The sequence below is a fragment of the Streptomyces sp. LUP30 genome (assembly GCF_001746365.1).
In the GTDB taxonomy this organism is placed as follows: Bacteria; Actinomycetota; Actinomycetes; order Streptomycetales; family Streptomycetaceae; genus Streptomyces.
Genome location: NZ_MJAJ01000076.1, coordinates 1 through 23,340, shown reverse-complemented (window position 1 = coordinate 23,340; position 23,340 = coordinate 1). Strand labels below are relative to the sequence as shown.

Annotated in this window: 27 protein-coding genes; 14 read left to right on the top strand and 13 right to left on the bottom strand. The window is 71.4% G+C overall.

What is annotated here, in order from left to right; genetic code table 11:
• Nucleotides 1-311 precede the first annotated feature (311 nt).
• Nucleotides 312-572: a UBP-type zinc finger domain-containing protein gene (locus tag BG482_RS37430; protein WP_069773670.1), complete on the bottom strand. Its 261-nt coding sequence runs from the start codon at nucleotides 570-572 to the stop codon at nucleotides 312-314.
• Between the two features lie 59 nt (nucleotides 573-631).
• On the opposite strand from BG482_RS37430, the gene BG482_RS37425 reads away from it, so the two are divergent.
• The gene (locus BG482_RS37425) at nucleotides 632-2,230 is read left to right on the top strand and encodes a Na+/H+ antiporter (protein WP_069773669.1); all 1,599 of its coding nucleotides are present in this window, start codon (nucleotides 632-634) and stop codon (nucleotides 2,228-2,230) included.
• Nucleotides 2,231-2,237: 7 nt separating this feature from the next.
• On the opposite strand, the gene BG482_RS37420 is transcribed toward BG482_RS37425, so the two are convergent.
• A complete protein-coding gene (locus BG482_RS37420; RefSeq protein ID WP_256096599.1) occupies nucleotides 2,238-3,125 on the bottom strand; it encodes a 1-aminocyclopropane-1-carboxylate deaminase/D-cysteine desulfhydrase in 888 nt (295 codons plus the stop codon).
• Between the two features lie 173 nt (nucleotides 3,126-3,298).
• On the opposite strand from BG482_RS37420, the gene BG482_RS37415 reads away from it, so the two are divergent.
• The 3 genes from BG482_RS37415 (at nucleotide 3,299) to BG482_RS37405 (ending at nucleotide 6,257) form a co-directional block, all read left to right on the top strand.
• Nucleotides 3,299-4,705, top strand: a complete 1,407-nt coding sequence (locus BG482_RS37415) for a family 2B encapsulin nanocompartment shell protein (protein WP_069773668.1) — start codon at nucleotides 3,299-3,301, stop codon at nucleotides 4,703-4,705.
• Nucleotides 4,702-5,814, top strand: a complete 1,113-nt coding sequence (locus BG482_RS37410; protein WP_069773667.1) for a family 2 encapsulin nanocompartment cargo protein polyprenyl transferase — start codon at nucleotides 4,702-4,704, stop codon at nucleotides 5,812-5,814. The genes BG482_RS37415 and BG482_RS37410 overlap by 4 nt, the downstream gene beginning before the upstream one ends.
• A 215-nt stretch (nucleotides 5,815-6,029) precedes the next feature.
• Entirely contained in the window at nucleotides 6,030-6,257 is a 228-nt protein-coding gene (locus tag BG482_RS37405; RefSeq protein WP_069773666.1) for a hypothetical protein, read from the top strand.
• 217 nt (nucleotides 6,258-6,474) lie between these two features.
• On the opposite strand, the gene BG482_RS37400 is transcribed toward BG482_RS37405, so the two are convergent.
• From BG482_RS37400 to BG482_RS37390, 3 genes are read right to left on the bottom strand one after another with little or no spacing between them, the layout of a single operon-like run.
• Nucleotides 6,475-7,251, bottom strand: a complete 777-nt coding sequence (locus tag BG482_RS37400; protein WP_069773665.1) for a VOC family protein — start codon at nucleotides 7,249-7,251, stop codon at nucleotides 6,475-6,477.
• Nucleotides 7,248-7,661: a VOC family protein gene (locus BG482_RS37395; RefSeq protein WP_069773664.1), complete on the bottom strand. Its 414-nt coding sequence runs from the start codon at nucleotides 7,659-7,661 to the stop codon at nucleotides 7,248-7,250. The genes BG482_RS37400 and BG482_RS37395 overlap by 4 nt, the downstream gene beginning before the upstream one ends.
• A gap of 9 nt (nucleotides 7,662-7,670) precedes the next feature.
• A complete protein-coding gene (locus BG482_RS37390; protein ID WP_069773663.1) occupies nucleotides 7,671-8,072 on the bottom strand; it encodes a helix-turn-helix transcriptional regulator in 402 nt (133 codons plus the stop codon).
• A 102-nt stretch (nucleotides 8,073-8,174) separates the two neighbouring features.
• Between BG482_RS37390 and BG482_RS37385 the strand changes: the two genes are divergently transcribed.
• From BG482_RS37385 to ppk2, 3 genes are all read left to right on the top strand, one after another.
• Complete coding sequence (locus BG482_RS37385; protein ID WP_069773662.1) at nucleotides 8,175-9,329, top strand: inorganic phosphate transporter; 1,155 nt, start codon at nucleotides 8,175-8,177, stop codon at nucleotides 9,327-9,329.
• Between the two features lie 21 nt (nucleotides 9,330-9,350).
• The gene (locus BG482_RS37380) at nucleotides 9,351-9,584 is read left to right on the top strand and encodes a hypothetical protein (RefSeq protein ID WP_069773661.1); all 234 of its coding nucleotides are present in this window, start codon (nucleotides 9,351-9,353) and stop codon (nucleotides 9,582-9,584) included.
• Nucleotides 9,585-9,690: 106 nt separating this feature from the next.
• Complete coding sequence (gene ppk2, locus BG482_RS37375; protein ID WP_069773660.1) at nucleotides 9,691-10,596, top strand: polyphosphate kinase 2; 906 nt, start codon at nucleotides 9,691-9,693, stop codon at nucleotides 10,594-10,596.
• 131 nt (nucleotides 10,597-10,727) lie between these two features.
• On the opposite strand, the gene sodN is transcribed toward ppk2, so the two are convergent.
• Nucleotides 10,728-11,123 carry a superoxide dismutase, Ni gene (gene sodN, locus BG482_RS37370; RefSeq protein ID WP_069773659.1) on the bottom strand — a complete coding sequence of 132 codons (396 nt, stop codon included), beginning with the start codon at nucleotides 11,121-11,123 and terminating at the stop codon, nucleotides 10,728-10,730.
• Nucleotides 11,124-11,267: 144 nt separating this feature from the next.
• On the opposite strand from sodN, the gene sodX reads away from it, so the two are divergent.
• Nucleotides 11,268-11,702, top strand: a complete 435-nt coding sequence (sodX, locus tag BG482_RS37365) for a nickel-type superoxide dismutase maturation protease (RefSeq protein WP_069773658.1) — start codon at nucleotides 11,268-11,270, stop codon at nucleotides 11,700-11,702.
• Here sodX and BG482_RS37360 read toward each other — a convergent pair.
• Nucleotides 11,606-12,235 carry an ABATE domain-containing protein gene (locus BG482_RS37360; protein WP_069773657.1) on the bottom strand — a complete coding sequence of 210 codons (630 nt, stop codon included), beginning with the start codon at nucleotides 12,233-12,235 and terminating at the stop codon, nucleotides 11,606-11,608. The two genes, sodX and BG482_RS37360, sit on opposite strands and share 97 nt — an antisense overlap.
• Before the next feature lie 97 nt (nucleotides 12,236-12,332).
• On the opposite strand from BG482_RS37360, the gene BG482_RS37355 reads away from it, so the two are divergent.
• On the top strand, nucleotides 12,333-13,211 hold the full coding sequence (locus BG482_RS37355; protein ID WP_079142626.1) for a class I SAM-dependent methyltransferase: 879 nt from the start codon (nucleotides 12,333-12,335) through the stop codon (nucleotides 13,209-13,211).
• A 95-nt stretch (nucleotides 13,212-13,306) separates the two neighbouring features.
• Here the strand turns inward: BG482_RS37355 and BG482_RS37350 are convergent, their stop codons facing one another.
• From BG482_RS37350 to BG482_RS37340, 3 genes are read right to left on the bottom strand one after another with little or no spacing between them, the layout of a single operon-like run.
• Complete coding sequence (locus tag BG482_RS37350; RefSeq protein ID WP_069773656.1) at nucleotides 13,307-14,068, bottom strand: amino acid ABC transporter ATP-binding protein; 762 nt, start codon at nucleotides 14,066-14,068, stop codon at nucleotides 13,307-13,309.
• The gene (locus BG482_RS37345) at nucleotides 14,065-15,030 is read right to left on the bottom strand and encodes an amino acid ABC transporter permease (RefSeq protein WP_069773655.1); all 966 of its coding nucleotides are present in this window, start codon (nucleotides 15,028-15,030) and stop codon (nucleotides 14,065-14,067) included. Before BG482_RS37345 ends, BG482_RS37350 begins: the two co-directional genes overlap by 4 nt.
• 37 nt (nucleotides 15,031-15,067) lie before the next feature.
• Complete coding sequence (locus BG482_RS37340) at nucleotides 15,068-16,030, bottom strand: ABC transporter substrate-binding protein (protein ID WP_069773654.1); 963 nt, start codon at nucleotides 16,028-16,030, stop codon at nucleotides 15,068-15,070.
• Between the two features lie 629 nt (nucleotides 16,031-16,659).
• Between BG482_RS37340 and BG482_RS37335 the strand changes: the two genes are divergently transcribed.
• From BG482_RS37335 to BG482_RS37320, 4 genes are all read left to right on the top strand, one after another.
• Nucleotides 16,660-17,889 carry an NADP-dependent malic enzyme gene (locus tag BG482_RS37335; RefSeq protein WP_069773653.1) on the top strand — a complete coding sequence of 410 codons (1,230 nt, stop codon included), beginning with the start codon at nucleotides 16,660-16,662 and terminating at the stop codon, nucleotides 17,887-17,889.
• 290 nt (nucleotides 17,890-18,179) lie between these two features.
• Nucleotides 18,180-19,145 carry a zinc-binding dehydrogenase gene (locus tag BG482_RS37330; RefSeq protein ID WP_069773652.1) on the top strand — a complete coding sequence of 322 codons (966 nt, stop codon included), beginning with the start codon at nucleotides 18,180-18,182 and terminating at the stop codon, nucleotides 19,143-19,145.
• Between the two features lie 123 nt (nucleotides 19,146-19,268).
• A complete protein-coding gene (locus BG482_RS37325) occupies nucleotides 19,269-19,478 on the top strand; it encodes an HTH domain-containing protein (RefSeq protein WP_040248424.1) in 210 nt (69 codons plus the stop codon).
• Nucleotides 19,478-20,083: a Clp protease N-terminal domain-containing protein gene (locus BG482_RS37320; protein WP_069773651.1), complete on the top strand. Its 606-nt coding sequence runs from the start codon at nucleotides 19,478-19,480 to the stop codon at nucleotides 20,081-20,083. Before BG482_RS37325 ends, BG482_RS37320 begins: the two co-directional genes overlap by 1 nt.
• Nucleotides 20,084-20,090: 7 nt before the next feature.
• Here the strand turns inward: BG482_RS37320 and BG482_RS37315 are convergent, their stop codons facing one another.
• The 3 genes from BG482_RS37315 to BG482_RS37305 all read right to left on the bottom strand — a co-directional run bounded on the left by BG482_RS37315 (nucleotide 20,091) and on the right by BG482_RS37305 (nucleotide 22,581).
• Nucleotides 20,091-21,212 (bottom strand): helix-turn-helix transcriptional regulator, encoded by a 1,122-nt coding sequence (locus BG482_RS37315; protein WP_069773650.1) that lies wholly within the window; start codon nucleotides 21,210-21,212, stop codon nucleotides 20,091-20,093.
• 1 nt (nucleotide 21,213) lies between these two features.
• Nucleotides 21,214-22,158, bottom strand: a complete 945-nt coding sequence (locus tag BG482_RS37310) for a DUF4097 family beta strand repeat-containing protein (protein ID WP_176741563.1) — start codon at nucleotides 22,156-22,158, stop codon at nucleotides 21,214-21,216.
• A 240-nt stretch (nucleotides 22,159-22,398) separates the two neighbouring features.
• Nucleotides 22,399-22,581, bottom strand: coding sequence for a DUF6104 family protein (locus BG482_RS37305; protein WP_019058231.1), 183 nt, complete (start codon nucleotides 22,579-22,581; stop codon nucleotides 22,399-22,401).
• 151 nt (nucleotides 22,582-22,732) lie between these two features.
• Between BG482_RS37305 and BG482_RS46320 the strand changes: the two genes are divergently transcribed.
• Nucleotides 22,733-23,340 (top strand): CU044_2847 family protein (locus BG482_RS46320; RefSeq protein WP_370745950.1); only part of this gene is annotated, 608 nt, incomplete at its 3' end.

Below are 23,340 nucleotides of genomic sequence, written 5' to 3'. Positions count from 1 at the left end.
CGCGTGTGTGGTGCAGCGGTGACGCTATCGCGCTCTCACGTTTCCTGTTCCCGGACCCCAACCCCCCGACGTCACTCACAGTAAAGCTGTGAACACGCTCCGTGTCTAGAGGTCTGAGGACCCAAATGGGAAGAGGGCGCGCCGGGTTGACGTACCCAGGCGTCAGATGGTCGAACCGTACCCGCCGGACGGCCGGGGCGTCTCATGAGTTCAACGGTCACACCGCCTCAGAAGTTCGCGCAGGGCCGCGACGCCCGGCGCGGGGAAGCCGCGGAGCCGGGCCCGACAGGGCCGGGACACCTCGTGCGACGTCATACGAGGACATGGTCGACGAAGCACCAGCGCCAGTTCTCGCCGGGCTCGAACGTCCGCATCACCGGGTGGCCGGACTCCTTGTGGTGCCCGGTCGCGTGCCGGCTCGGCGAGGAGTCGCAGCACCCGACGTGGCCGCACGTCAGGCACAGCCGCAGTTGCACCGGGTGGGTGCCGTCCCGCAGACACTCCGGACATGTCTCGCCCAGCGGGACGGGCTCGGGGTGGGGCAGCGCGTCGGCGTGCGTGCACTGTTTCATGATTGCCAGATTACGACGGGCGTGCGGACGCCCGCGCGGAAAAAGAGGGCGGGCCCGACATGGACGTGATGCCACTGCTGTTGCTGGTGGCCGGCAGTGCGGCGATCGCGGCGGCGGCCCGGCGCACCCCGGTGCCCGCGCCGCTGCTTCTGGTGGCGGTCGGTCTGCTGGTCTCCTATGTGCCCGGCGTGCCGGACTACACCCTGGACCCCGACGTCGTCCTGCCTCTGCTGCTGCCTCCGCTGCTGTACACCTCGGCCACCGACAGCTCCTATCTCGACCTGCGCGCCCAGCTGCGGCCGGTGGCGCTGCTCTCCGTCGGTTACGTGCTCTTCGCGACCCTCGCCGTCGGCTGGGCCGCCTACCTGCTCGTGCCGGGGCTGCCGCTGACGGCCGCGCTGGTGCTGGGCGCGGTGGTCGCGCCGCCGGACGCGGTCGCGGCCACGGCGGTGGCCCGCAGGGTCGGCCTGCCCTCCCGGATCACCACGATCCTCCAGGGCGAGTCGCTGCTGAACGACGCCACCGCGATCACCGCCTACAAAGTGGCCCTCGCGGTCGTCGTCGGTGAAGGCGCGTCCTGGGCCGGCGGCATCGAGGAGTTCCTGGTGGCGGCGGTCGGCGGCACCGCCGTCGGCCTGATCCTCATGGCCCCGCTGCACTGGCTGCGCACCCACCTGAAGGAACCCCTCCTCCAGAACACGCTCTCCCTGCTGATCCCCTTCGTCGCGTACGCCGCCGCCGAGCAGTTCCACGCCTCCGGCGTCATCGCCGTGGTCGTCGTCGCGCTCTATCTCGGCCACCGGGCGTGGGAGGTCGACTTCGCCACCCGTCTCCAGGAGGAGGCCGTGTGGAAGATGGTCGCCTTCGTGCTGGAGTCGGCGGTCTTCGCGCTGATCGGCCTGCAGCTCCCGGTCGTCCTCAAAGGCCTGGGCGCCTACCGGGGCCTGGACGCCGCCTGGTACGCCGTCGTGCTCTTCCTCGTGGTCGTCGCGGCCCGGTTCCTGTGGGTGTACCCGGCGACCTTCCTGCCCCGGCTCCTGTCGGCCCGCATCCGCGCGCGGGAGGAGAACCCCACCTGGCGCGGGCCCATCGTCATCGCCTGGGCCGGCATGCGAGGCGTGGTCTCGCTCGCCATCGCCTTCTCCATCCCGCTCACCGTGGACGACGGGAACGCGCCCTTCCCCTACCGCAACCTCATCCTCTTCCTCACCTTCACCACCGTCATCGGCACCCTCGTGCTGCAGGGCCTGACCCTGCCGCCGCTGATCAGACTGCTCGATTTCCCCGGGCCCGACCCCCAGGCCGCGACGCTCGCCGAGGCCAACGCGCAGGCACAGGCCTCCCGGGTCGCCGAGGGGCGCCTCGACGCCCTGCTGTCCGACGAGCGCAACGCCTTGCCGCCGCCGCTCGCGGACCGCCTGCGCGACGTCCTGGAGCGCCGCCGCAACGCCGTCTGGGAGCGTCTGGGCCAGGTCAACCCGGTCACCGGCGAGACCGTCGACGACACCTACCGGCGACTGTCCCGCGAGATGATCAGCGCCGAGCGCGAGGTGTTCGTCCGCCTGCGCGACGGCCGCTACATCGACGACGAGATGCTGCGCACGCTGCTGCGCCGGCTGGACCTGGAGGAGGCCGCGGCCTACCGGGAGGCGACCTGAGCGGGCCTCACCCGGCGAACGGCGCGCCCGTCACCACGGCCGCCAGACGGGTTCCGGGCGGGAAGGCGCCCTCCTCGGCCAGGACGGCGAGAGCGTAGAGCGACTTGGCGACATACAGACGTTCGACGCCCATGTCGTGACGACGCTCGAAGTCCGCCGCGAAGGCCTCCAGCTCCGGGGTGACCCGCGCATACCCCCCGAAGTGGAAGCGCTCGTCGAGCCGCCACTCGCCCTGCCGGCCACCGAAGGCGTCCTCCTGGAGAGCGAGTACGGCGTCGTCCAGGAAGCCGCCCTTGAGGACCGGTATCCCCAGGGCCCGCTCGCCCGGCGCGAGACCGGCGGCCAGGCCCGCGAGCGTGCCGCCGGTGCCGCAGGCGAGGGCGACCACGTCGGCCCGTCCGCGCAGCTCCTCGCCGAGCTTCCGGCAGCCGCGCACGGCCGCCGCGTTGCTGCCGCCCTCGGGGACGACGTACGCGCCCTCGGCCCCGGCCGCGCCCAGGATCTGCGCCAGCACCCCCGGCTCGGACTTGCGCCGGTAGGCCGAGCGGTCCACGAAGTGCAGACGCATGCCGTCGGCGGCGCAGCGGGCCAGGGAGGGGTTCAGGGGCCGGCCGGCCAACTCCTCGCCGCGCACCACACCCACCGTGGGCAGCCCCAGCAGACGGCCGGCCGCGGCCGTCGCCCGCAGGTGGTTGGAGTAGGCGCCGCCGAAGGTCAGCAGCGTCCGCCCCGCCGCGCGCTCCAGGTTGGGCACGAGCTTGCGCCACTTGTTGCCGATCAGCTCGGGATGGATCAGGTCGTCCCGCTTCAGCAGCAGCCGTACCCCGTGCCGTGCGAACCGGTCGTCGGCGACCTCCTGGAGCGGTGAGGGCAGACTCGGGCGCAGATCGGTCACCCACTCATTGTCGAACACCGTTCGGGTGAACGTGTCGCTTCCCAGACCCGCGATGATCCATTCCCGCTCGTTCGGGTAATAGCACGAGCACATTCCGTAATGGAAGGCTGGCCACGTGAACAGTGCATCGGCGCAGTTCGGCGCCCGTGCATGAATCGGGAGGGCAATTTCTCATGTCGGTAGGCGAAGAGGTCCGCTCGGAGTCGGGCAAGCCGCAGCAGAGTCTCGGCACCGCGGCCGCGCGGAACCTGGCCACCACGACCAAGTCCGCACCGCAGATGCAGGAGATCAGTTCCCGCTGGCTGCTGCGGAATCTGCCCTGGGTCGACGTGCAGGGCGGTACGTACCGGGTCAACAGGCGTCTGACGTACGCGGTCGGCGACGGCCGCATCACGTTTTTCAAGACCGGCGACCGGGTCGAGGTCATCCCGGCCGAGCTGGGCGAACTGCCCGCGCTCCGCTCCTACGAGGACGAGGAGGTGCTGGGAGAGCTGTCCCAGCGCTGCAGGCAGCGGGAGTTCGGCCCCGGCGAGGTCATCGCCTCCTTCGGCAGCCAGACCGACGAGGTCTACCTGTTGGCGCACGGCCGCGTGGAGAAGGTCGGCACCGGCCCCTACGGCGACGACCAGGTGCTCGGAGTCCTGGCCGACGGCGCCTACTTCGGCGACCAGGCGCTGCTCGACGCGGACGCCATCTGGGAGTACACCGCCCGCGCCGACACGGCCTGCACGGTGCTGATCCTGGCCCGGCAGGACGTCGACCAGGTCGCGGAGCGCGCCGACTCCCTGCGCGAACACCTCCAGCAGCTGCGCGCGATCCCCGAGCAGCGCACCAACAAGTACGGCGAGAAGGAGGTCGACCTCGCGGCCGGCCACGCCGGCGAGCCGGACATCCCGCACACGTTCGTCGACTACGACGCCCGGCCCCGCGAGTACGAGCTGAGCATCGCGCAGACCGTCCTGCGTATCCACTCGCGCGTGGCCGACCTGTACAACCAGCCGATGAACCAGACCGAGCAGCAGTTGCGGCTGACGGTCGAGGCGCTCAAGGAACGCCAGGAGCACGAGCTCGTCAACAACCGGGAATTCGGTCTCCTGCACAACTGCGAGTACGACCAGCGGCTCCAGCCCCACGACGGCGTGCCCAGCCCGGACGACCTGGACGAACTGCTCAGCAGGCGGCGCGGCACGAAGATGCTGCTCGCGCACCCGCGCGCGATCTCCGCGATCGGCCGCGAGCTCAACAAGCGCGGGCTCGTTCCCGAGACGATCGACGTCGGCGGCAACCGCATCCCCACCTGGCGCGGGGTCCCGATCTACCCGTGCAACAAGATCCCCGTCACCGAGGCGCGGACCAGCTCGATCATCGCGCTGCGTCTCGGCGAACAGGAGCAGGGCGTCATCGGTCTGCGCCAGTCGGGCATCCCGGACGAGATCGAGCCCAGTCTGTCCGTACGGTTCATGGGCATCAACGAACAGGCCATCATCAAGTACCTGGTCACGGCGTACTACTCGGCCGCCGTGCTGGTGCCGGACGCGCTGGGCGTCCTGGAGAACGTCGAGATCGGCCGCTGGCGGTGACCTCCGCCGTCAGGCGGCACCGGGGCGAGACGCGGGAAAGGCGGACGTCCATCGGGACTCAGGGCGAGGACGGCTCCGGGGCGGCCGACGGGCACGAGGCGGCGGCGATCCTGGAGCGGTCCAGGGCGTCGGTCGACCCCGCACTGCGGGCGGCGCTCGACTCGTTGCCCGCCTCGATGCGCCGGGTCGCGCTGTACCACTTCGGCTGGGAACACGCGGACGGCAGGCCGGCGGCTGACAACGCCGGCAAGGCGATCCGGCCGGCTCTCGTGCTCGCCGCGGCCACCGCGCTCGGTGGCCCGGCGGCCCGCGCGGCGGCGGTGCGGGCCGCCGCCGCGGTCGAACTCGTCCACAACTTCACGCTGTTGCACGACGACGTGATGGACCGGGACACCACCCGCCGCCACCGTCCCACTGCCTGGACCGTGTTCGGCGACGCCGACGCGATCCTCGCCGGGGACGCCCTGCAGGCCCTCGCACTCGGCCTGCTCGCCGCGGACCCGCACCCCGCCTCCCGGGCGGCCGCGGCCCGGGTCGCCGCCTGCGTGGTCGAACTGTGCGCCGGCCAGCAGGCGGACACCGCCATGGAGAAGCGCGGCCCCGCCGACATCACCCTCGACGAGGTCCTCGTCATGGCCGAGGCCAAGACGGGAGCGCTGCTCGGCTGTGCCTGTGCGGTCGGCGCGCTGTACGCGGGAGCGGCCGAGGAGGACGTCGACGCGCTGGACGCGTTCGGCCGGGAGGCCGGGCTCGCCTTCCAGCTCATCGACGACGTCATCGGCATATGGGGGGACCCGCGGCACACCGGCAAGCCGGCCGGCGCGGATCTCGCCGCCCGCAAGAAATCCCTCCCGGTCGTCGCCGCGCTCACCTCCGGCACCCCGGCGGCCGACGAACTGGCCGCGCTGTACGCGGCGCCCTACGAGGCGGCCGACCTGGACCGCACCACGCTGGCCGTCGAGCGGGCGGGCGGCCGCGCGTGGGCGCAGGAGCAGGCGGCCGACCGGATGGCCCGCGCGATGCAGGAACTGGCCCGGGCGATCCCGGAGCCGGAGTCGGCGGGCGGCCTGTTGTGTCTGGCGGAGTTCGTGACCCGCCGCAGCGCCTAGCCCCGCCCCACCCCCGTCCCCGGCACCCTCACCGCCCTGCCCCGGTCGACGACCGGCCGACCGGGGCACCGGTCCGCCCTCCTGGCGGGGTGCGGGGCGGGGTGGGGTGCGGGGGGTGCGCCGCTTCGGCGTCGGAGCGGTGGTGCGGGTGCACCGCCGAGAACACCGGTGCACGGCAGGGAGCGCTCCGGCGGCGATCGCCCTACTCTGAGGACATGGACAGGGAACAACGCGTCTGTTCCGCCTGCGGGGAGCCCGTGCAGTCCGTCGTCCGGCGGCACAAGACGCTGGGCGCGTGGGTGCCGCGCTGGGCGCCGGGGCCGTGCCACAACCCCGAGTGCGAGGCGTACGTCGAGCCGGGAGCCCAGCCCCACCTCGCCGGACCCGAGCACGCCGCCGAATCCGAGGAGGAGCCCGGCGCCCCCGCCGCCCGGACCTCGTGACCGGCGGGGGCGGCAGTAGCGGAGCCTTCCGCACTCGCCCCGCGGCCGCGCACGCGCACCCGGCCCGGGGACGACGGCCGGGCGCGCGCGACGAACCGCTGTCGTCCGCGACCTGTACCCCCTGGACCTGTCCGCCCGCGCCATGCTCCGCACGTGCCAGGTGGTGCCCGTGCCCTGTCCCGCCCGGGCCGGTCGCGAGATGCGGCCGACAGCTCAGTCAGGTACCGGCCGGGGGGAGTCCGCCCGTCTCCGGGTCGCGGCCGGTCAGGCAGTACAGGCCGCCGGCCGGGTCGCGCAGCACCGTCCAGTGGGGGTGGCGGGCGACGAAGCGGGCGCCCAGCCGCTCGTGCCGGACGCGCACGGCGTCCACGTCCGCACCGCAGGCGAGGTCGAGATGGGCGGAGACCGGGGCGCCGTCACCGTCGTCGGCGCTCCGCTCCTCGTCGAGCCGCTGCAGCAGAATGCGGATCGGCAGTCCGGCCGGCGGCTCGACCACATGGAACTCGGGCCGGGATCCCGGCCGGGCCGACCACTTGGGCAGCAGCGCGCTCCAGAAGGCGACCTCGGCGTCGAACGCCGACGGCGGCAGGTCGAGGCACACCTGGTCGAGACGACTGCCGGCCACCACCGGAGGCCGTACGGCCTCCCCGTGCCACGGCGCCGCGCAGAACGCCTGCCCGGCCGGGGAGCGCAGCACGGTCCAGCCGTCGTGGACGGCGACCGGCTTCCCACCCAGCCTGCGGGCCTCCTCGACGAAGCCCGGCACGTCCTCGACGGCGAAGTCGAGATGCGCGCCGCCGGCGCCGCCCGCGACGCCCTGGACCTTCACGCAGGGGTCCGTGCCCTCGGGCAGCAGGGTGACGAACTCCTTCTGCTCACCCCTGGGCACGGACGGGCGGGTGTCCGTCACCGCCGCCCAGAAGGCGCCGGCCCGCTCGCACAGGGCGGCGGGCCGGTCGACGAAGGCGTACGTCCAGCGCACCGCTCCGCTCACGCCTTCCGCTCCAGGAACCGCAGCATGTTCCCGGCCGGGTCCCGGAACGCGCAGTCGCGGACCCCGTACGGCTGGTCCGTCGGTTCCTGGAGCACCTCGACGCCGGCCTCCCGCACGCGCGCGTGCAGCGCGTCGCAGTCGGCGGTGGTGAAGATGACGCCGCGCAGCACGCCCTTGGCGAGGAGCCGGGCCATCGCCTCCCGGTCGGCCGGGGAGAAGTCCGGATTGGCGCCCGGCGGCTCCAGCACGATGTTCACGTCCGGCTGCAGCGGCGACCCGACGGTCACCCACCGCATCCCTTCGTAGGAGACGTCGTTGCGGACTTCCAGACCGAGCACCTCGACATAGAAGTGCAGGGCTTTGTCATGGTCGTCGACGGCGACGAAACACTGGTGGAGTTTGAGGTCCATGCACCCAGCCTAGGCGGGCCGGCCCCGCCTAGGGCGGGTGAACGTCCTGGCCACACACGGCGGGATCACCGCGCTCTCCTCGTGCGACCGGGCCCGGTAGGCGCTCGGGGTCTCGCCGACCAGCTCGGTGAAACGGGAGCTGAACGAGCCGAGCGAGGTGCAGCCGACCGACATGCAGACCTCCGTCACGGTCAGGTCGCCGCGACGCAGCAGGACCTTGGCGCGCTCGACGCGGCGGGTCATCAGATAGCCGTAGGGCGTCTCGCCGTAGGCCTCGCGGAAGCTGCGCTGGAAGTGGCCGGGGGACATCAACGCCGTTGAGGCGAGCGCGGCGACGTCGAGCGGCTCGGCGTACTCGCGGTCCATCCGGTCCCGCGCCTGCCGCAGCCTCACCAGGTCCTCCCGATTCATCACGCCAGGATCGCACGATCCTCACCCGCCGGGCGCGGGGACGAGGAACAGGCTTCGCCTCCAGTTCGCCCGGCGTACGTAAGCGCTTGTTCCCATGAGGTCATGGACCACATCACGTTCCTCGTGGCGGTCGTCATCGTCACGGCTCTGGCCTTCGACTTCACCAACGGGTTCCACGACACGGCGAACGCGATGGCGACCTCCATCGCCACCGGCGCGCTCAAGCCGAGAACGGCGGTCCTGGTGAGCGGGGCCCTCAACATCGTCGGCGCCTTCCTGTCCACCGAGGTCGCGAAGACCATCTCCGGCGGCATCGTCGACGACCGTCTCGTCTCCCCGGGGATGATCTTCGCGGGGCTGGTCGGCGCGATCCTGTGGAACCTGCTGACCTGGCTCGTCGGCCTGCCGTCGAGTTCGTCGCACGCGTTGTTCGGCGGGCTGATCGGAGCGGTGTGGGTGGGAGCCGGCTCCCACGGGGTGCACTTCGACAAGGTCGTCGAGAAGATCCTCATCCCGGCCGTGGCCTCGCCGCTGGTGGCGGGCGGGGCGGCGCTGATCGCGACCTATCTCGCCTACCGGCTCACCGCGCGGGCCCGGCAGAAGCCGGTCGCCGAGGGGTTCAGGATCGGTCAGATCGCCTCCGCCTCGCTGGTCTCCCTCGCGCACGGCACCAACGACGCGCAGAAGACCATGGGCGTCATCACCCTGACCCTGATCTCCGCGGGGGCGCTCGGGCCCGACGCCGGACCGCCGGTCTGGGTGATCGCCTCCGCGGGGCTCGCCATCGGCCTGGGCACCTATCTGGGCGGCTGGCGGATCATCCGCACCATGGGCAAGGGCCTGACGGAGATCCAGTCCCCGCAGGGCTTCGCCGCCGAGACGGCCTCCACGACCGTCATCCTCACCTCGGCCCACCTCGGTTTCGCCCTGTCCACCACTCAGGTGGCCTCCGGCAGCATCCTCGGCGCAGGTCTGGGAAGGCGGTTGGCGGAGGTGCGGTGGGGTGTCGCCGGGCGCATGGTGATCGCATGGCTGGTCACCCTGCCTGCGGCGGCCCTGGCCGGCGGCCTCGCCGCGAGCGCGGTCACGCACGGCGGGAACGCCGGCACGACGGTGGTGGCCCTGGTGGGAATCGCGCTCGCCGCGGGCATCGTCGTCATCTCCCGCCGCAACCCCGTGCACGCCCACAACGTCAACGACACCCACGAGATCACCCTCGGCGCAGCGTCGCCGACCGACGTCCGAACGGCCGCCTGAGACACCACCGGGAGTTCCCTCATGAGCATCGACTGGACCGCACTCGGCCAGGTCGCCGTGGTGAGCGTCGGCGTCACCGTCGCCGTGGTCGCCGTCTTCACCCTGGGGGTCCTGGGGCTGGCCCGGGCGGAGGGCGGGCGCACGGAACCGGCGGGCGCCTCCGTCGCCGGGCGGGCGCAGGCAGGCCTGTGCTTCCTCGCCTGCGCAGCCGTGGTGGCGTACGGGATCTACCTCATCGTCCCGCAGTTCCATTGACGCCTTACGCCCGACGCCCGGCGCCGGGCCCCGGCGCCGGGCCCCCGACACCTGAGACATGGGACATGACACGCGAGTTGAGATCCGAGACCGGGAGGCGGACGCCATGACCACACGGCCCCTGCTGTCCGAACAGACCGACCTGCGGGTCGACTACAGCGACCAGGACGACCCCGTGCTCATCCGGCCGGACGGAAGCCCGGTCGACACCTGGCGGGAGAACTACCCGTACGCGCGGCGCATGGAGCGCAAGGAGTACGACTGGCACAAGCGGCTCCAGCAGATCGAGCTGCTGAAACTGCAGAGCTGGATCAAGGAGACGGGACGCCGCCTCGTCATCGTCTTCGAGGGCCGGGACGCGGCCGGCAAGGGCGGCACCATCAAGCGGTTCACCGAGCACCTCAACCCGCGCGGCGCCCGGGTCGTGGCCCTGGAGAAGCCCACCGAGCGCGAGCGCGGGCAGTGGTACTTCCAGCGGTACGTCGAGCAGCTGCCGACCGCGGGCGAGATCGTGCTCTTCGACCGGTCCTGGTACAACCGGGCCGGCGTCGAGCGGGTCATGGGCTTCTGCAGCGACGACGAGTACCAGCGCTTCGCCCGCCAGGCGCCGTTGTTCGAGCGGATGCTCGTGGACGACGGCGTCGACCTGGTGAAGTTCTGGTTCTCGGTGTCGCAGGGCGAGCAGCGCACCCGCTTCACGATCCGTCAGATCGATCCCGTACGGCAGTGGAAGCTCAGCCCGATGGACCTGGCCTCGCTGGACCTCTGGGACGACTACACCGCGGCCAAGGTCGCCATGTTCCGCGAGACGGACACGGCGTACGCGCCCTGGACGGTGGTCAAGAGCAACGACAAGAAGCGGGCCCGGGTCGAGGCCATGCGCAGCGTGCTCGCCCGGTTCGACTACGACGACAAGGACGAGGAGGTCGTCGGCACCCCCGACCCGCGCATAGTCGGCGCGGCGGCCGGGCTGCTGGAGGTGGGCGAGGGCGACGCGGTGGACGGCGTCTGAACGTCACCCCGCACGGCACGACGAAGGGGCCCGGTCGGCTGTCCGACCGGGCCCCTCACGCAGGTGCGACGAGCGTTCCCCACGACCCGCGAGGGTGCGCCGACCGCAGGCCGTGGACGGGGACCCGCAGGTCAGGCCTTCTTGGTCTCCCAGAAGATGTCGCTGATCTCGGCGATCAGCTCCAGGGCCTTCTCACCGGTCTTCGGGTCCGTCGAGGCCTTGGCGGCCGAAAGGGCCTTCAGGGCGTCGTTGACGAGCTGGTGCAGCTGGGGGTACTTCTCGAAGTGCGGGGGCTTGAAGTAGTCGCTCCACAGCACGGAGACGTGGTGCTTCGCGAGCTCGGCACGCTGCTCCTTGATGACGGTGGCGCGCGCCTGGAAGTGCGGGTCGTCGTTGGCGGCCATCTTCTCCTGCACGGCCTTCACCGACTCCGCCTCGATGCGGGCCTGGGCCGGGTCGTACACGCCGCAGGGCAGGTCGCAGTGTGCGCTGACCTTGACCGTGGGGGCAAACAGGCGGGAAAGCATGGAGCATTCCTTCCTCGTGATCGTCTTCTCAGGTGGGACATTACTCCCTGAGGGAGGGCTTTTGGCGGGTGCCCCCTTGGGCTTAGGACAAAAGTCCGGGGTCAGACTGAGACTGGTGGAGGAACGGACGGGGAGGTGCCGGGGATGCCGGAACTGCCGCAGGACACCGAGCGGGGCGGGGCCGCCGCGCCCTTCGGGCTGGCCGAGGTGACCGGTCCGTCCATGGTGCCCACGCTCCAGCACGGCGACCGGCTGCTGGTGCAGTACGGCGCACGGGTCCGGCCCGGTGACGTGGTCGTGCTGCGACACCCCTTCCAGCAGGACCTGCTCGTCGTCAAGCGGGCCGCGGAGCGCCGGGAGGGCGGCTGGTGGGTCCTCGGGGACAACGCCTACGCCGGCGGCGACAGCACGGACTACGGGACCGTGCCCGACGAGCTGATCCTGGGCAGGGCGCGGCTGCGTTACCGTCCGCTGAAGCCGGATCAGCGCTCGCCGCTGGCGGTGGTGCGCTGGGCGCTGTCAGCGGCCAGGCCGCTGTCGCCGGTGCGGTCCGCCTCCAGGCGCTTGCGGGCGCGGTAGGCGGCCACGTTGGCGCGGGTGGCGCAGCGGTCGGAGCAGTAGCGCCGGGAGCGGTTGGTGGAGGTGTCGAGGTAGGCGTTGCGGCAGGGGCTCGCCTCGCACAGGCCCAGCCGGTCGACCCCGTGCTCGGTGAGGTGGAAGGCCAGTCCCATGGCCGCGATGGCGGCGTAGCCCGCCGTCGCGTTGGACGGGTGGTCGGCCAGGTGCATGTGCCACAGCGGGTGGCCGTCGTCGTCGCGGAAGTCGTGGCCGGAGATCTGCGGGCTCACCGGGAACTCCAGCAGCAGGGAGTTCAGCAGGTCCACCGCGAGGGTCTCGTCGCCGCCGTCGGCCGCCTCGAAGACCGCGCGGAGCCGGCCGCGGACCGAGCGGAACCGGGTGACGTCCGCGTCGGTGGCCCGGCGGGCGGCCGACTGGTTGCCGCCGAAGAGACCCCGGACGGCCTCGACGGACGTCAGGGAGTCCTTGCCCCGGGTCGGCTCCTCGCTGTTGACGAGCCGCACGGCGTAATCCGAGTAATAGGCCAGTTCCACTTGTAGTCCTTACGGGGGCGCTCTATGGTCGGCATGCGGGCGGAGTAACGGCCGTTCGTGCTTCCAGGGTATTACGCGACCTATGGGCGGGATGGCGATGACGGACGCGCGGACGAGCACGATGGACACCACCACGGACACCACGTCCGACACCGGGGCCGACAGCGCAGCCGACATCGGGGCCGGCGCCGTCGCTGGATCCACATCCGGCGCCGCGGGCGGATCCGGGCCCGGTGGTGACTGGGCGGCGTGGCAGCGGAGCTGGGATCGCCAGCAGGAGTGGTACATGCCCGATCGCGAAGAGCGCTTCCGGGTCATGATCGACATGGTGGAGGCGCTGGTCGGGCCCGCCCCGCGGGTTCTCGACCTCGCCTGCGGCACCGGCACGATCACCGCCCGGCTGCTGGCCCGCCTGCCCGGCGCCACCGGCATCGGCGTGGACCTCGATCCGGCGCTCCTCGCCATCGCCGAGGGCACCTTCGCGGGCGACGACCGCGTCGCCTTCGTGACCGCCGACCTCAAGGACCCGGACTGGCCGACCCGGCTGCCGTACGGCTCCTACGACGCCGTCCTGACCGCGACGGCCCTGCACTGGCTGCACAGCGAACCCCTCGCGGCCCTCTACGGTCAGGTCGCGGAACTCGTCCGCGACGGCGGTGTCTTCATGAACGCGGATCACATGATCGACGAATCGACGCCCCGGATCAACGCGGCGGAGCGCGCGCAGCGCCGGGCGCGGATGGATCGGGCCCGGCGCGGCGGCGCCCTCGACTGGGCCGAGTGGTGGCGGCTCGCCGCCGAGGACCCCGTCCTCGCCGAGCCGACCGCCCGACGTTTCGAGATCTACGGCGAGCACGCCGACGGCGACACGCCCTCCCCGGGGTGGCACGCGCGCGAGCTGCTCGCCCGCGGCTTCGGCGAGGCCCGTACGGTGTGGTGCTCCCCGTCGGACGCGTTGGTGCTGGCCCTGAAGTAGCCGCCGAGGGCCGGCCGGCCCGGCACGGACCACGAACGAGGAGGGGCGGTACGGAGATCTCCGTACCGCCCCTCCTCACGTGCCGCCGCGTGTCGCTAGAGCACCTTCGACAGGAACGCCTGCGTCCGCTCGTGCTGCGGGTTGGTCAGCACCTCGCGCGGATTTCCGGACTCGACGACCACGCCGCCGTCCATGAAGACCAGGCTGTCGCCGACCTCGCGGGCGAAGCCCATCTCATGGGTGACGACGATCATCGTCATGCCGGACTCGGCCAGGTCGCGCATGACGTCGAGGACATCGCCGACCAGCTCCGGGTCGAGGGCCGACGTCGGCTCGTCGAACAGCATCAGCTTCGGGTCCATGGCGAGCGCCCGGGCGATCGCGACGCGCTGCTGCTGGCCGCCGGAGAGCTGCGAGGGGTAGCTGCCGGCCTTGTCGGCGAGGCCGACGCGGTCCAGGAGCTCCCGCGCCCGCTCCCGGGCCTGGGCCTTGCTGACGCCCTTGACCTGGACCGGCGCCTCGACGATGTTGTCGAGCGCGGTCATGTGCGGGAACAGGTTGAACCGCTGGAACACCATGCCGATGTCCCGGCGCTTGAGCGCGACCTCGCTGTCCTTGAGCTCGTACAGCTTGTCGCCCTTCTGGCGGTAGCCCACCAGGTCCCCGTCGACGTACAGGCGGCCGGCGTTGATCTTCTCCAGGTGGTTGATGCACCTGAGGAACGTCGATTTGCCGGAGCCGGACGGGCCGATGAGGCAGAACACCTCGCCGTTCTTGACCTCCAGGTCGATGCCCTTGAGGACCTCGACCGCGCCGAAGGACTTGTGGACACCCTCGGCCTTCACCATCGCGGTCATGCCGCACTCCTTTCGCGGCCGATCCGCAGGTTGGCACGGATCTTCTGGAAGACCGTGGGCGGCAGGCTACGGCTCGAACCGCGGGCGTAGTAGCGCTCCAGGTAGTACTGGAAGACGCTGAAGACGCTGGTCATGACCAGGTACCAGATGGAGGCGACGAAGAGCAGTTCCATCACGGCGAACGACGAGGAGCCGATCACCGAGGTCGAGCGGAGCAGTTCGTTGTACGTCACCACGTACACCAGCGACGAGGTCTTCAGCATGTTGATGAACTCGTTGCCGGTCGGCGGCACGATCACCCGCATGGCCTGCGGGATGACGATCCGGCGCAGCGTCTTGGCGTGGCTCATGCCGAGCGCGTGCGAGGCCTCGGTCTGGCCCTCGTCGACGGCCAGCAGACCGGCCCGGCAGATCTCCGCCATGTAGGCGGCCTCGTTCAGACCGAGTCCGAGCAGGGCGCACATGAACGGCGTCATGACGTCCGTCATCTCGTCCTTGTAGATCGGACCGAGGTTCAGGACGGGGAAGATCAGCGCCAGGTTGAACCACATCAGCAGCTGTACGTACACCGGCGTGCCGCGGAAGAACCAGATGTAGACCCAGGCGACGGTGCTGGTCACCGGGTTCTTCGACAGCCGCATCACGGCCAGCAGGACGCCCAGGACCACGCCCAGCACCATGGACAGGACGCTGATCAGCAGCGTGCGTCCGGCGCCCGCGATGACCGTCGAGTCGAACAGCTGGTCGCCGACGGTCTTCCACTGGATGTCGCCGTTCGCGAAGGCGTTGACCAGCAGCGCCAGGAGCGCGAGGACGACGACGGCGCTGACCCAGCGGCCGTAGTGGCGCACCGGGATGGCCTTGATGGCCTCCGGCGGGCCGGAGAACGCCGGCGTCTCGCCGGCCGGCGGGGTGTCCTCGGGTGGCACGCCCGCGGAGGACTTGTCGAACTTGTCAGTCATGGGGACTGCCCTTCGAAGGCTTCAGGAGGTGCGGAGATCACTTGCCGCCGTTGACCGAGGCGGACTTGATCGCGCCGCTCTCGGCGCCCCACTTCTCCAGCACCTTCTGGTACGAGCCGTCCTTGATGATCGCGTCGACGGCCTCCTTGAGGGCGTCGCGCAGCTGGGTGTTCTTCTTGTCGACGACGATGCCGAACGGAGCGGCCTCGTACTGCTTGTCGAGCACCTCGAAGGTGTTGCCGCCGCCCGCCTTGCGAGCCATGTCCACGGCGACCGGGTAGTCGTTGACGCCGGCCACGGCGCCGCCGGACTTCACGCGGGTCTGGGCCTCGGTGTCGTTCTCGAACGACTCGATCTTGAGGGCCTTCTTGCCGCCCCCGGTGCACTTCTTCGACTGCGCCTGCAGGGCCTCTTCGTAGGTGGTGCCCCGCTGCACCGCGACGGTCTGGCCGCAGAGGTCGTCCAGGGTCTTGATGCCCTTGGGATTGCCCTTCTGCACGTAGAGGGCGGTGCCGGCGGTGAAGTAGTCGACGAAGTCGACGCCCTCGCCGAGCTTCTTGCCCTTGTCGTCCAGGCCTTCCTGGCGCTGCTTGTTGTCCGTGATCGACGACATGGCGACGTTGTAGCGGCCGGTGTTCACCGCGGTGATCAGGGTGTCGAAGCCGCCCGAGGTGAACTGGAACTCGACGCCGAGCTGCTTGCCGAGCGCGGCGGCGATGTCGGGGTCGACGCCCACGATCTTGCCGCCCTCGACGGACTCCATCGGGGCGTACTCGGCGTTGGTGCCGACCTTGATGACGCCCGCCTTCTGGATGTCGGCCGGGAGCTTGGAGAAGAGGGGGGCCTTGCCGGAGCTGCTCGACGACTCGGAGGAGCTGCCGCCACTGTTGGTCTGGTCGCCGCAGGCGGAGAGGAGCAAGGCGCCCGCGACCGCGAGAGATCCGACCGCTGCCAGGCGGGTGCGCGCGGCGGTCGTGTGTCGGGTGGAGCGTGCGGTCATGGTGGGTTCCTCCGGCGGATGGATGGAGATGCCGATGGCTCGACAGATGCCGATGGGTCGACGAGAACACAGACCTTCGGGTGTCGCGACCTCGTGTGATTACGGCATCTTGCCATTCGGACGACGCCATTCAGGGGGCCAGCCATGTCAAAATCGGATAACGGGCGACCCCCGAACCGCATCAGTCCGGTACATCACGACCGGACGGAGCCGGACCATCTGCGGGAATCTCCCGTTCCGGCCGAAAGATCTCCGGTTCCTCTCATGCTGTGATCACCTGCCGACTGTCCCGCCGTCGACGCGACCCCACGTCAAGGCGGCGTCAAGCGTTGTCAAGGGTTTCCCGGAGCCTGGCGGGTCCTCGCGCATGAGTCGCGTCACTCGCGGTGATCTCTGTCGAAGGTCCACAGCTCCAGGGATGTGACCTTGCACCGAATGGACTCGTCGGCTGTGGTCTCCGTCCGGTAAGAAGGTTTTTTACACCCCTCATCCGGGGCTCAGGGCGCGTGTGCGGCGCGCCCGACGCCAGGCGCCCGTACGCATCACCTCAGGGCCCTGTGCGATGCCCGCCCACTTCTCAATCAGGAGTGGCCACCCTCAAACCATGCAGACCTAAGGGGTACAACACAGTGGCAGCGGAGATCGTCAATCCTCGCAGCGAGAGCGCCGACCAGACGGGCCGGGAGGGCGGTGCGGAGCCCCTCGACTCGTTCGACCCGGTGTTCGCGCTGCACCGGGGCGGAAAGATGGCCGTGCAGGCCACCGTCCCGGTCCGCGACAAGGACGACCTGTCCCTCGCTTACACCCCCGGCGTCGCGCGCGTGTGCACCGCGATCGCGGAGCAGCCGGACCTGGTGAACGACTACACCTGGAAGTCCTCCGTCGTCGCCGTCGTGACCGACGGCACGGCCGTGCTCGGCCTCGGGGACATCGGTCCCGAGGCCTCCCTCCCCGTGATGGAGGGCAAGGCCATCCTCTTCAAGCAGTTCGGCGGGGTGGACGCGGTTCCGATCGCGCTCGCCTGCACGGGCGTGGACGAGATCATCGAGACGGTGGTGCGCCTCGCGCCCTCGTTCGGCGGCGTGAACCTGGAGGACATCTCGGCGCCGCGGTGCTTCGAGATCGAGCGCCGCCTCCAGGACGCCCTCGACATCCCGGTCTTCCACGACGACCAGCACGGCACCGCGATCGTGACGCTGGCCGCGCTGCGCAACGCTGCGCGGCTGAGCGGACGCGGCATCGGCGAGCTGCGCGCGGTCATCTCGGGCGCCGGCGCGGCCGGGGTCGCCATCGCCAGGATGCTGGTCGAGGCGGGCATCGGGGACGTCGCGGTCGCCGACCGCAAGGGCGTCGTCTCGGCGGAGCGGGAGGACCTGACCGACGTCAAGCGCGAGCTGGCCTCCTTCACCAACAAGGCCGGGCTGACCGGCTCGCTGGAGAACGCGCTCGCCGGCGCCGACGTGTTCATCGGCGTCTCCGGCGGCACGGTGGCCGAGGAGGCCGTGGCCTCGATGGCGAAGGGCGCGTTCGTCTTCGCCATGGCCAACCCGAACCCCGAGGTGCACCCGGACGTCGCCCACAAGTACGCGGCGGTCGTCGCGACCGGGCGGTCGGACTTCCCGAACCAGATCAACAACGTCCTGGCGTTCCCGGGGATCTTCGCCGGCGCGCTGCAGGTGCGGGCGTCGCGGATCACCGAGGGCATGAAGATCGCGGCCGCCGAGGCGCTGGCGGGCGTCGTCGGGGACGATCTCGCGGCGGACTACGTGATCCCCTCACCGTTCGACGAGCGGGTCGCTCCCGCGGTGACCGCGGCGGTCGCCGCGGCCGCTCGTGCGGAAGGGGTCGCTCGTCGCTGACGTGCGCCCGAATGGCCCCGTCCGTGAGGGCGGGGCCATTCTGCTGTCCACCCGTCAGCCCGTCCGGGTGATGACGAGGGCGCCGGTCCGGGGGCTGCAGCCCCCGGACCGGCGCTTCGGTCCGGAACGGGCCTCGTCCACGGTCGCCGGACGGGCTGAATCGTCCCGGCCTGGGCTCGGTCGCGGGCCGGGGGCCGCATTCCGTACGGCAAAGGCGCGGAGCGCAAGAGGGTGTGTCTCACAGTGCCGTCCGGTTTCGCTCGACGTCGCCGGACCCTAGGGTCGGGATCATGTTCGCCGCCTACGCCGCCCGAATCGACCGCGACCAGCCGCTTTCCGGCCTGGAGTTGGGGGAGCGCCCGGCCCCCGAGGCCCGTCCCGGCTGGAGTGTCGTCGACGTCCGGGCCGCTTCCCTCAACCACCACGATCTCTGGTCGCTTCGGGGCGTCGGTCTCCCGGAGGGCCGGCTGCCGATGATCCTCGGCTGCGACGCCGCCGGTGTCGACGAGGACGGCAACGAGGTCGTCCTGCACTCCGTGATCGGGCAGACTGGACACGGCGTCGGGCCCGACGAGCCCCGTTCCATCCTGACCGAGCGCTACCAGGGCACCTTCGCCGAGCAGGTCGCCGTGCCGACCTGGAACGTCCTGCCCAAGCCGAAGGAGCTCTCCTTCGCGGAGGCCGCCTGTCTGCCCACGGCCTGGCTGACGGCCTACCGCATGCTCTTCACCAACGCGGGTGTGCGCCCCGGTGACTCCGTTCTCGTCCAAGGGGCGGGCGGCGGGGTCGCGACCGCGGCCATCGTGCTCGGCAAGGCCGCCGGTCTGCGGGTCTTCGCCACCAGCAGGGACGAGGCCAAGCGCAAGCGGGCCCTGGAGCTCGGCGCGGTGGAGGCGGTCGAGCCGGGCGCCCGGCTGCCGCAGCGGGTGGACGCCGTCATCGAGACCGTGGGCGCGGCCACCTGGTCGCACTCGGTGAAGTCGCTGCGGCCCGGCGGCACGCTCGTCATCTCCGGCGCCACCAGCGGCGACGCGCCCTCGCGTGCCGAGCTGACCCGCGTCTTCTTCCTGGAGCTGAAGATCGTCGGATCCACCATGGGCTCCAAGGACGAGCTGGAGGACCTGCTCGCCTTCTGCGCCCTCACCGGCGTGCGCCCCGTCATCGACGAGGTGCTCCCGCTCGACCGGGCGCGCGAGGGCTTCGAGCGGCTCGCGTCGGGCGAACAGTTCGGCAAGATCGTGCTCACCAACGGCTGACCGGCCTGCCGGTGGTCCGGCGCGCACGGTCGCAAGGCGGGTCCGGGATCCCGGGCCCGCCTTTTCCGCATCCTGATGTCAACTTTGATTGACAGATGCCCATTGTCAACGTAGGTTGACGTCATGACCGAAGCAACGGATCTCGCCGAGCGTGCCGGCGACCGCGATCCACGGATCGGGCTGCGCGCCGTCGCGGCACTGCGCAGGCTGCTGGAGCAGCTGGAGGCGGTGCAGGTGCGCAGCGCGCGCAATCAGGGCTGGTCGTGGCAGGAGATCGCCGCGGAACTCGGGGTCAGCAGACAGGCCGTGCACAAGAAGTACGGGAGGCAGTGATGTTCGAGCGGTTCACGAAGGACGCGCGGGTCGCGGTGCGGTCGGCGGCGGTGCACGCCGAACGGGCGGGCGCGCAGCGGGTCGAGGAGGCGCATGTGCTGCTCGCCCTCCTCGACGGGGAGAGCGGCCGCTGCTCGCTCGCGCTGACCTCGCTCGGGCTGCCGCCGGGCGGACGCGGGGGGCTCGTACGGGATCTGGGCGAGGTGCGCCGCCGGGGCGGTCTCTCCAGGGCCGACGCGGACGCCCTGTCGGGGCTGGGCATCGACGTCCGCGAGATCGTCTCGCGGGTGGAGGAGGCGCACGGCGAGGGCGCGCTGGCGACCGAGGGCAAGGTGAGCTCCGGCGCGCGCCTCTTCGGCGGGCGGCCCTTCGACCGCGGGGCAAGGGAGCTGCTCACCGACACGTTGCGCATCGCCCTCGCCCGCCGCGAACGGCACATCGGCGACGAACATCTGCTGCTCGCCCTCACCGCCCGCCGCGGCGCCCCCGCGGAGGTCCTCGCCGACCACGGCGTCACCTACACCGCCCTCGCCCGCGTGCTGTACGGCGACGAGGGAGGGGCGGAGGGCGGTGGCGACGGGGGCGTCGCCGCCCAGGCCGGTTGACGCCCGATCAGGGGCCCGGGTTGCGGAGCACCACTCCGATGTGCGCCGCCGCCGTCGACAGGTGGCGGCGCGTCTCGCGGAGCTGTTCGCCGGTGACGCCGTGGTCGCGGGCCGCGTCGCGGATGTCGTCCCGGAAGCGGTCGAGGAGGCGGTCCAGGTCCCGGGCCGGGTCGCCGCTGGAGTCCTCGTGGGCCCAGCTCGGCTCGTACTCCGCGGGGAAGTCCTCCGGTGTGCGGGAGTACTCAGGACGCGCGTCCGCCGAGGTCTCCGTGGAGCCGGCCGGCTTCGCGGACGAAGGGGACTCCGCGGACGCCGCCGGGCCCGGGGCGCCGGGGCGGCCGAAGCCGAAGTCCCTGCCGTACTCGCGTCCGAAGTCCTTTCCGAACTCCCCGAACTCCTTGGCGAGTTCCGTCAGGCCCTCTCGGACGCCGGTCGGCCAGTCGCCCCGCGTGAAGTGGTCCTGGACCTGTTCCTGCACCCGGCGTGCTATGCGCTGGACCTCCTCCTGGGCCTGGGAACGCGCCCGGTCCTGCGCCTCCTTGGCCTGGCGGCGAGCCCGCTGGGCCTCGTCGCGGGCACGGCGGCTCTCGTCCTTGGCCCGGCGCGCCTGCTCCTTCCACTCCTGCTTGACGCGGCGCATCTCCTCCTTGGCGGCTTGCCACGCCTCCCGGTCCCCGTGCTCGCCGTACTCACCGGGTTCCCCGGGCTCGCCGCGATCCGCGGAGGCCGCGCCGTCGCCCTTGCGGGCCTGGGAGGCCGCCGCCCGCATCTCGCGCCGCAGATCGCCCGCCGCGCCGCGCACATCGGCCCTGATCTCCGCGGCCAGCTCGGCGACCGACTCGCGGATCTCCAGCTCCAGATCCGCCAGTTCGCCGCTGCGGTCGGCCAGTTCGGCCCGGCCCGCGTCGGTGATGGCGTACACCTTGCGGCCGCCCTCGGTGGTGTGGGTGACCAGGCCCTCGGCCTCCAGCTTGGCCAGCCGGGGGTACACGGTGCCGGCCGACGGCGCGTACAGCCCCTGGAAGCGCTCCTCCAGGAGGCGGATCACCTCGTAGCCGTGGCGCGGCGCTTCGTCCAGCAGTTTCAGCAGGTAGAGGCGCAGGCGGCCATGGGCGAAGACGGGAGGCATCTCAGAGCACCTTCTTGTCGGTCGTGCTGTCGGCCTGGTCGCCGGAGACGTTCTCGCCGACCGGACCGGAAGCGGCATTGTCCCCCGAGTCGGAGCGCGGCCGGGATCGCCTTTCGCCCTGCGCGTCGACGGACGACTCGTCCACCGCGGGCCTGCGCAGCAGGGCGATCGAGCCGGAGACCGTGGTGGCCTTCAGCCTGCCGTTGCCCGCGCCCAGCCGGCCGGTGATGCGCTTGGCGCCCCACTGGCCGCTGACCCGGAGGTCCTCGAACGCGTTGGAGACCGAGCCGCTCGCGGTGTTCGCCTCCACCTGTGCGTCCGCCGGCTGGGGCAACCTGATGGCGATCTCGCCGGAGACGCTCGTCAGGTCGATGCTCGTCGGCCGGCTGGTCGGATCAAGGTCGACGATCATCGACCCGCTGACGGAGTCGGCCTTCACCGAGGAGCCCGCCTCGACCACCGTCAGGTCTCCGGAGACCGAGTTGAAGCGCAGGTCACCGGTGAGGGCCTGGGCGTCCACGCTCCCCGAGACGGTGTCCGCGCGCACCGGGCCCGCGAGCCCCACCAGGGTCGTGTCGCCGTTCACGCCCCTCACCTCGGCGGGGCCGTCGATGCCCGAGACCACCGCCCCGGCGCTCACCACGCCCACCTCCACACGCGTGCCGGCCGGCACGGCGAGCGAGACGACGGCGCTGCGCCGCCAGCCCTTGCGATCGAGCCACTTGAGGAAGCCCTTCCAGGGCAGGTCCTCGTACGCCACCGTCAGATTCCCGTCGCGATGGCTCACCACCAGGGGCGGCCCCTCGATCCGGGACACCTCCAGGCGGGCGGTGCTCTCGTCGGTGCCCACCACGTTCACGGTGCCGTCGACGATACGCACGTGCAGCTCGCGCACGGGCTCGTCGAAGGAAAGCTTCCTCGGCTCGGCGACGGACCACTCGGACATGGTGCGGACCCCCTTCATGGTGACGGCATGACACGCCATATCGCGTCTTCCGTGAAACACGATATATCGCGGGCGTCGAAAGTCAAGACACCCGATCCGGTGAGCGCTTCTGTCCGGGAAGCGGAGGGAACGCGAAGAGGGGCGTCTCGCGACGCCCCTCTTCGCACAGCCTGTCGTGAACGGCCCTGCCCGGCCGCCTCGGCCGGAAACCGGCCCACCCCCTGCCCGCCGGGGGCCGCCCTACTCGTCGTCCTCGTCGTCGTCCAGCCGCGCCAGCCACGTCGCCAGCCGTTCCACCGGTACCTCGAAGTCCGGATTCAGGTCGACGAACGTCCGCAGCTGCTCGGCGAGCCACTCGAAGGTGACCTCTTCCTCGCCGCGCCGCTTCTCGAGTTCCTCGATTCCGCGATCGGTGAAGTACATGGATCGTGCTCCGTGGGTGGGTCGCAGGGATAGGGATCCCCCCTCGGGGGAAGGACCCTTGTTCCTGTGAGGGGAGGAAGGGGTCGCTCTCCGGTGCGGAGGGGACAGGAAAAGGATAGGCGCAGGGGGACAGGGGAAGCGGGGGAGTGCCATGAGCGGTGACGACGTGACACGGGTGGCGCGCATCGCGCTGCCGGACGGGACGCCCGTATGGGCCCGGATCTCGGGCGCAGGCGAGCTGTCGGCGCCGCCCGGGCGGCTGTCGTACAGCGACACCGGGTTCGCCGAGCGGGTGGAGGCGAGCGTCGAGAGCCTGCACGCGCTCGTCACGGGGGTCGCACGGTCCCTGGCGGAGCCGCTGCGCGCGGTGCGGCCCGACGAGGTGAGCGTCGAGTTCGGCATCGAGCTGACCGCCAAGGCGGGGAAGGTCGTCGGCCTGCTCGCCGACGGCGAGGCCAAAGCAGGCATCACCGTCACCCTCACCTGGAACAGCGGGCCGCCGGATCTCGACGCGCCGCCCGCCGCCACGGGGGCGGCGGTCCCGGGAGCGCGCGCCGCGACGGGGGTGCGCCCGCCCGACGACGCGCCCGTCCCAAAGCGGTTGCAGGTCGTCGATGCGCACCGCCTCCAACGCCCGAAGTCCCGCCACCGCGCAGGCGCGGACCCGGGGAACTGGGTGGGCGAGCAGTGCCCGGACCAGGTCCACGTCCTCGCGAGCTCCGCACTCACCGAGTCCCACCGCGGCGGCCACCGCGGCGG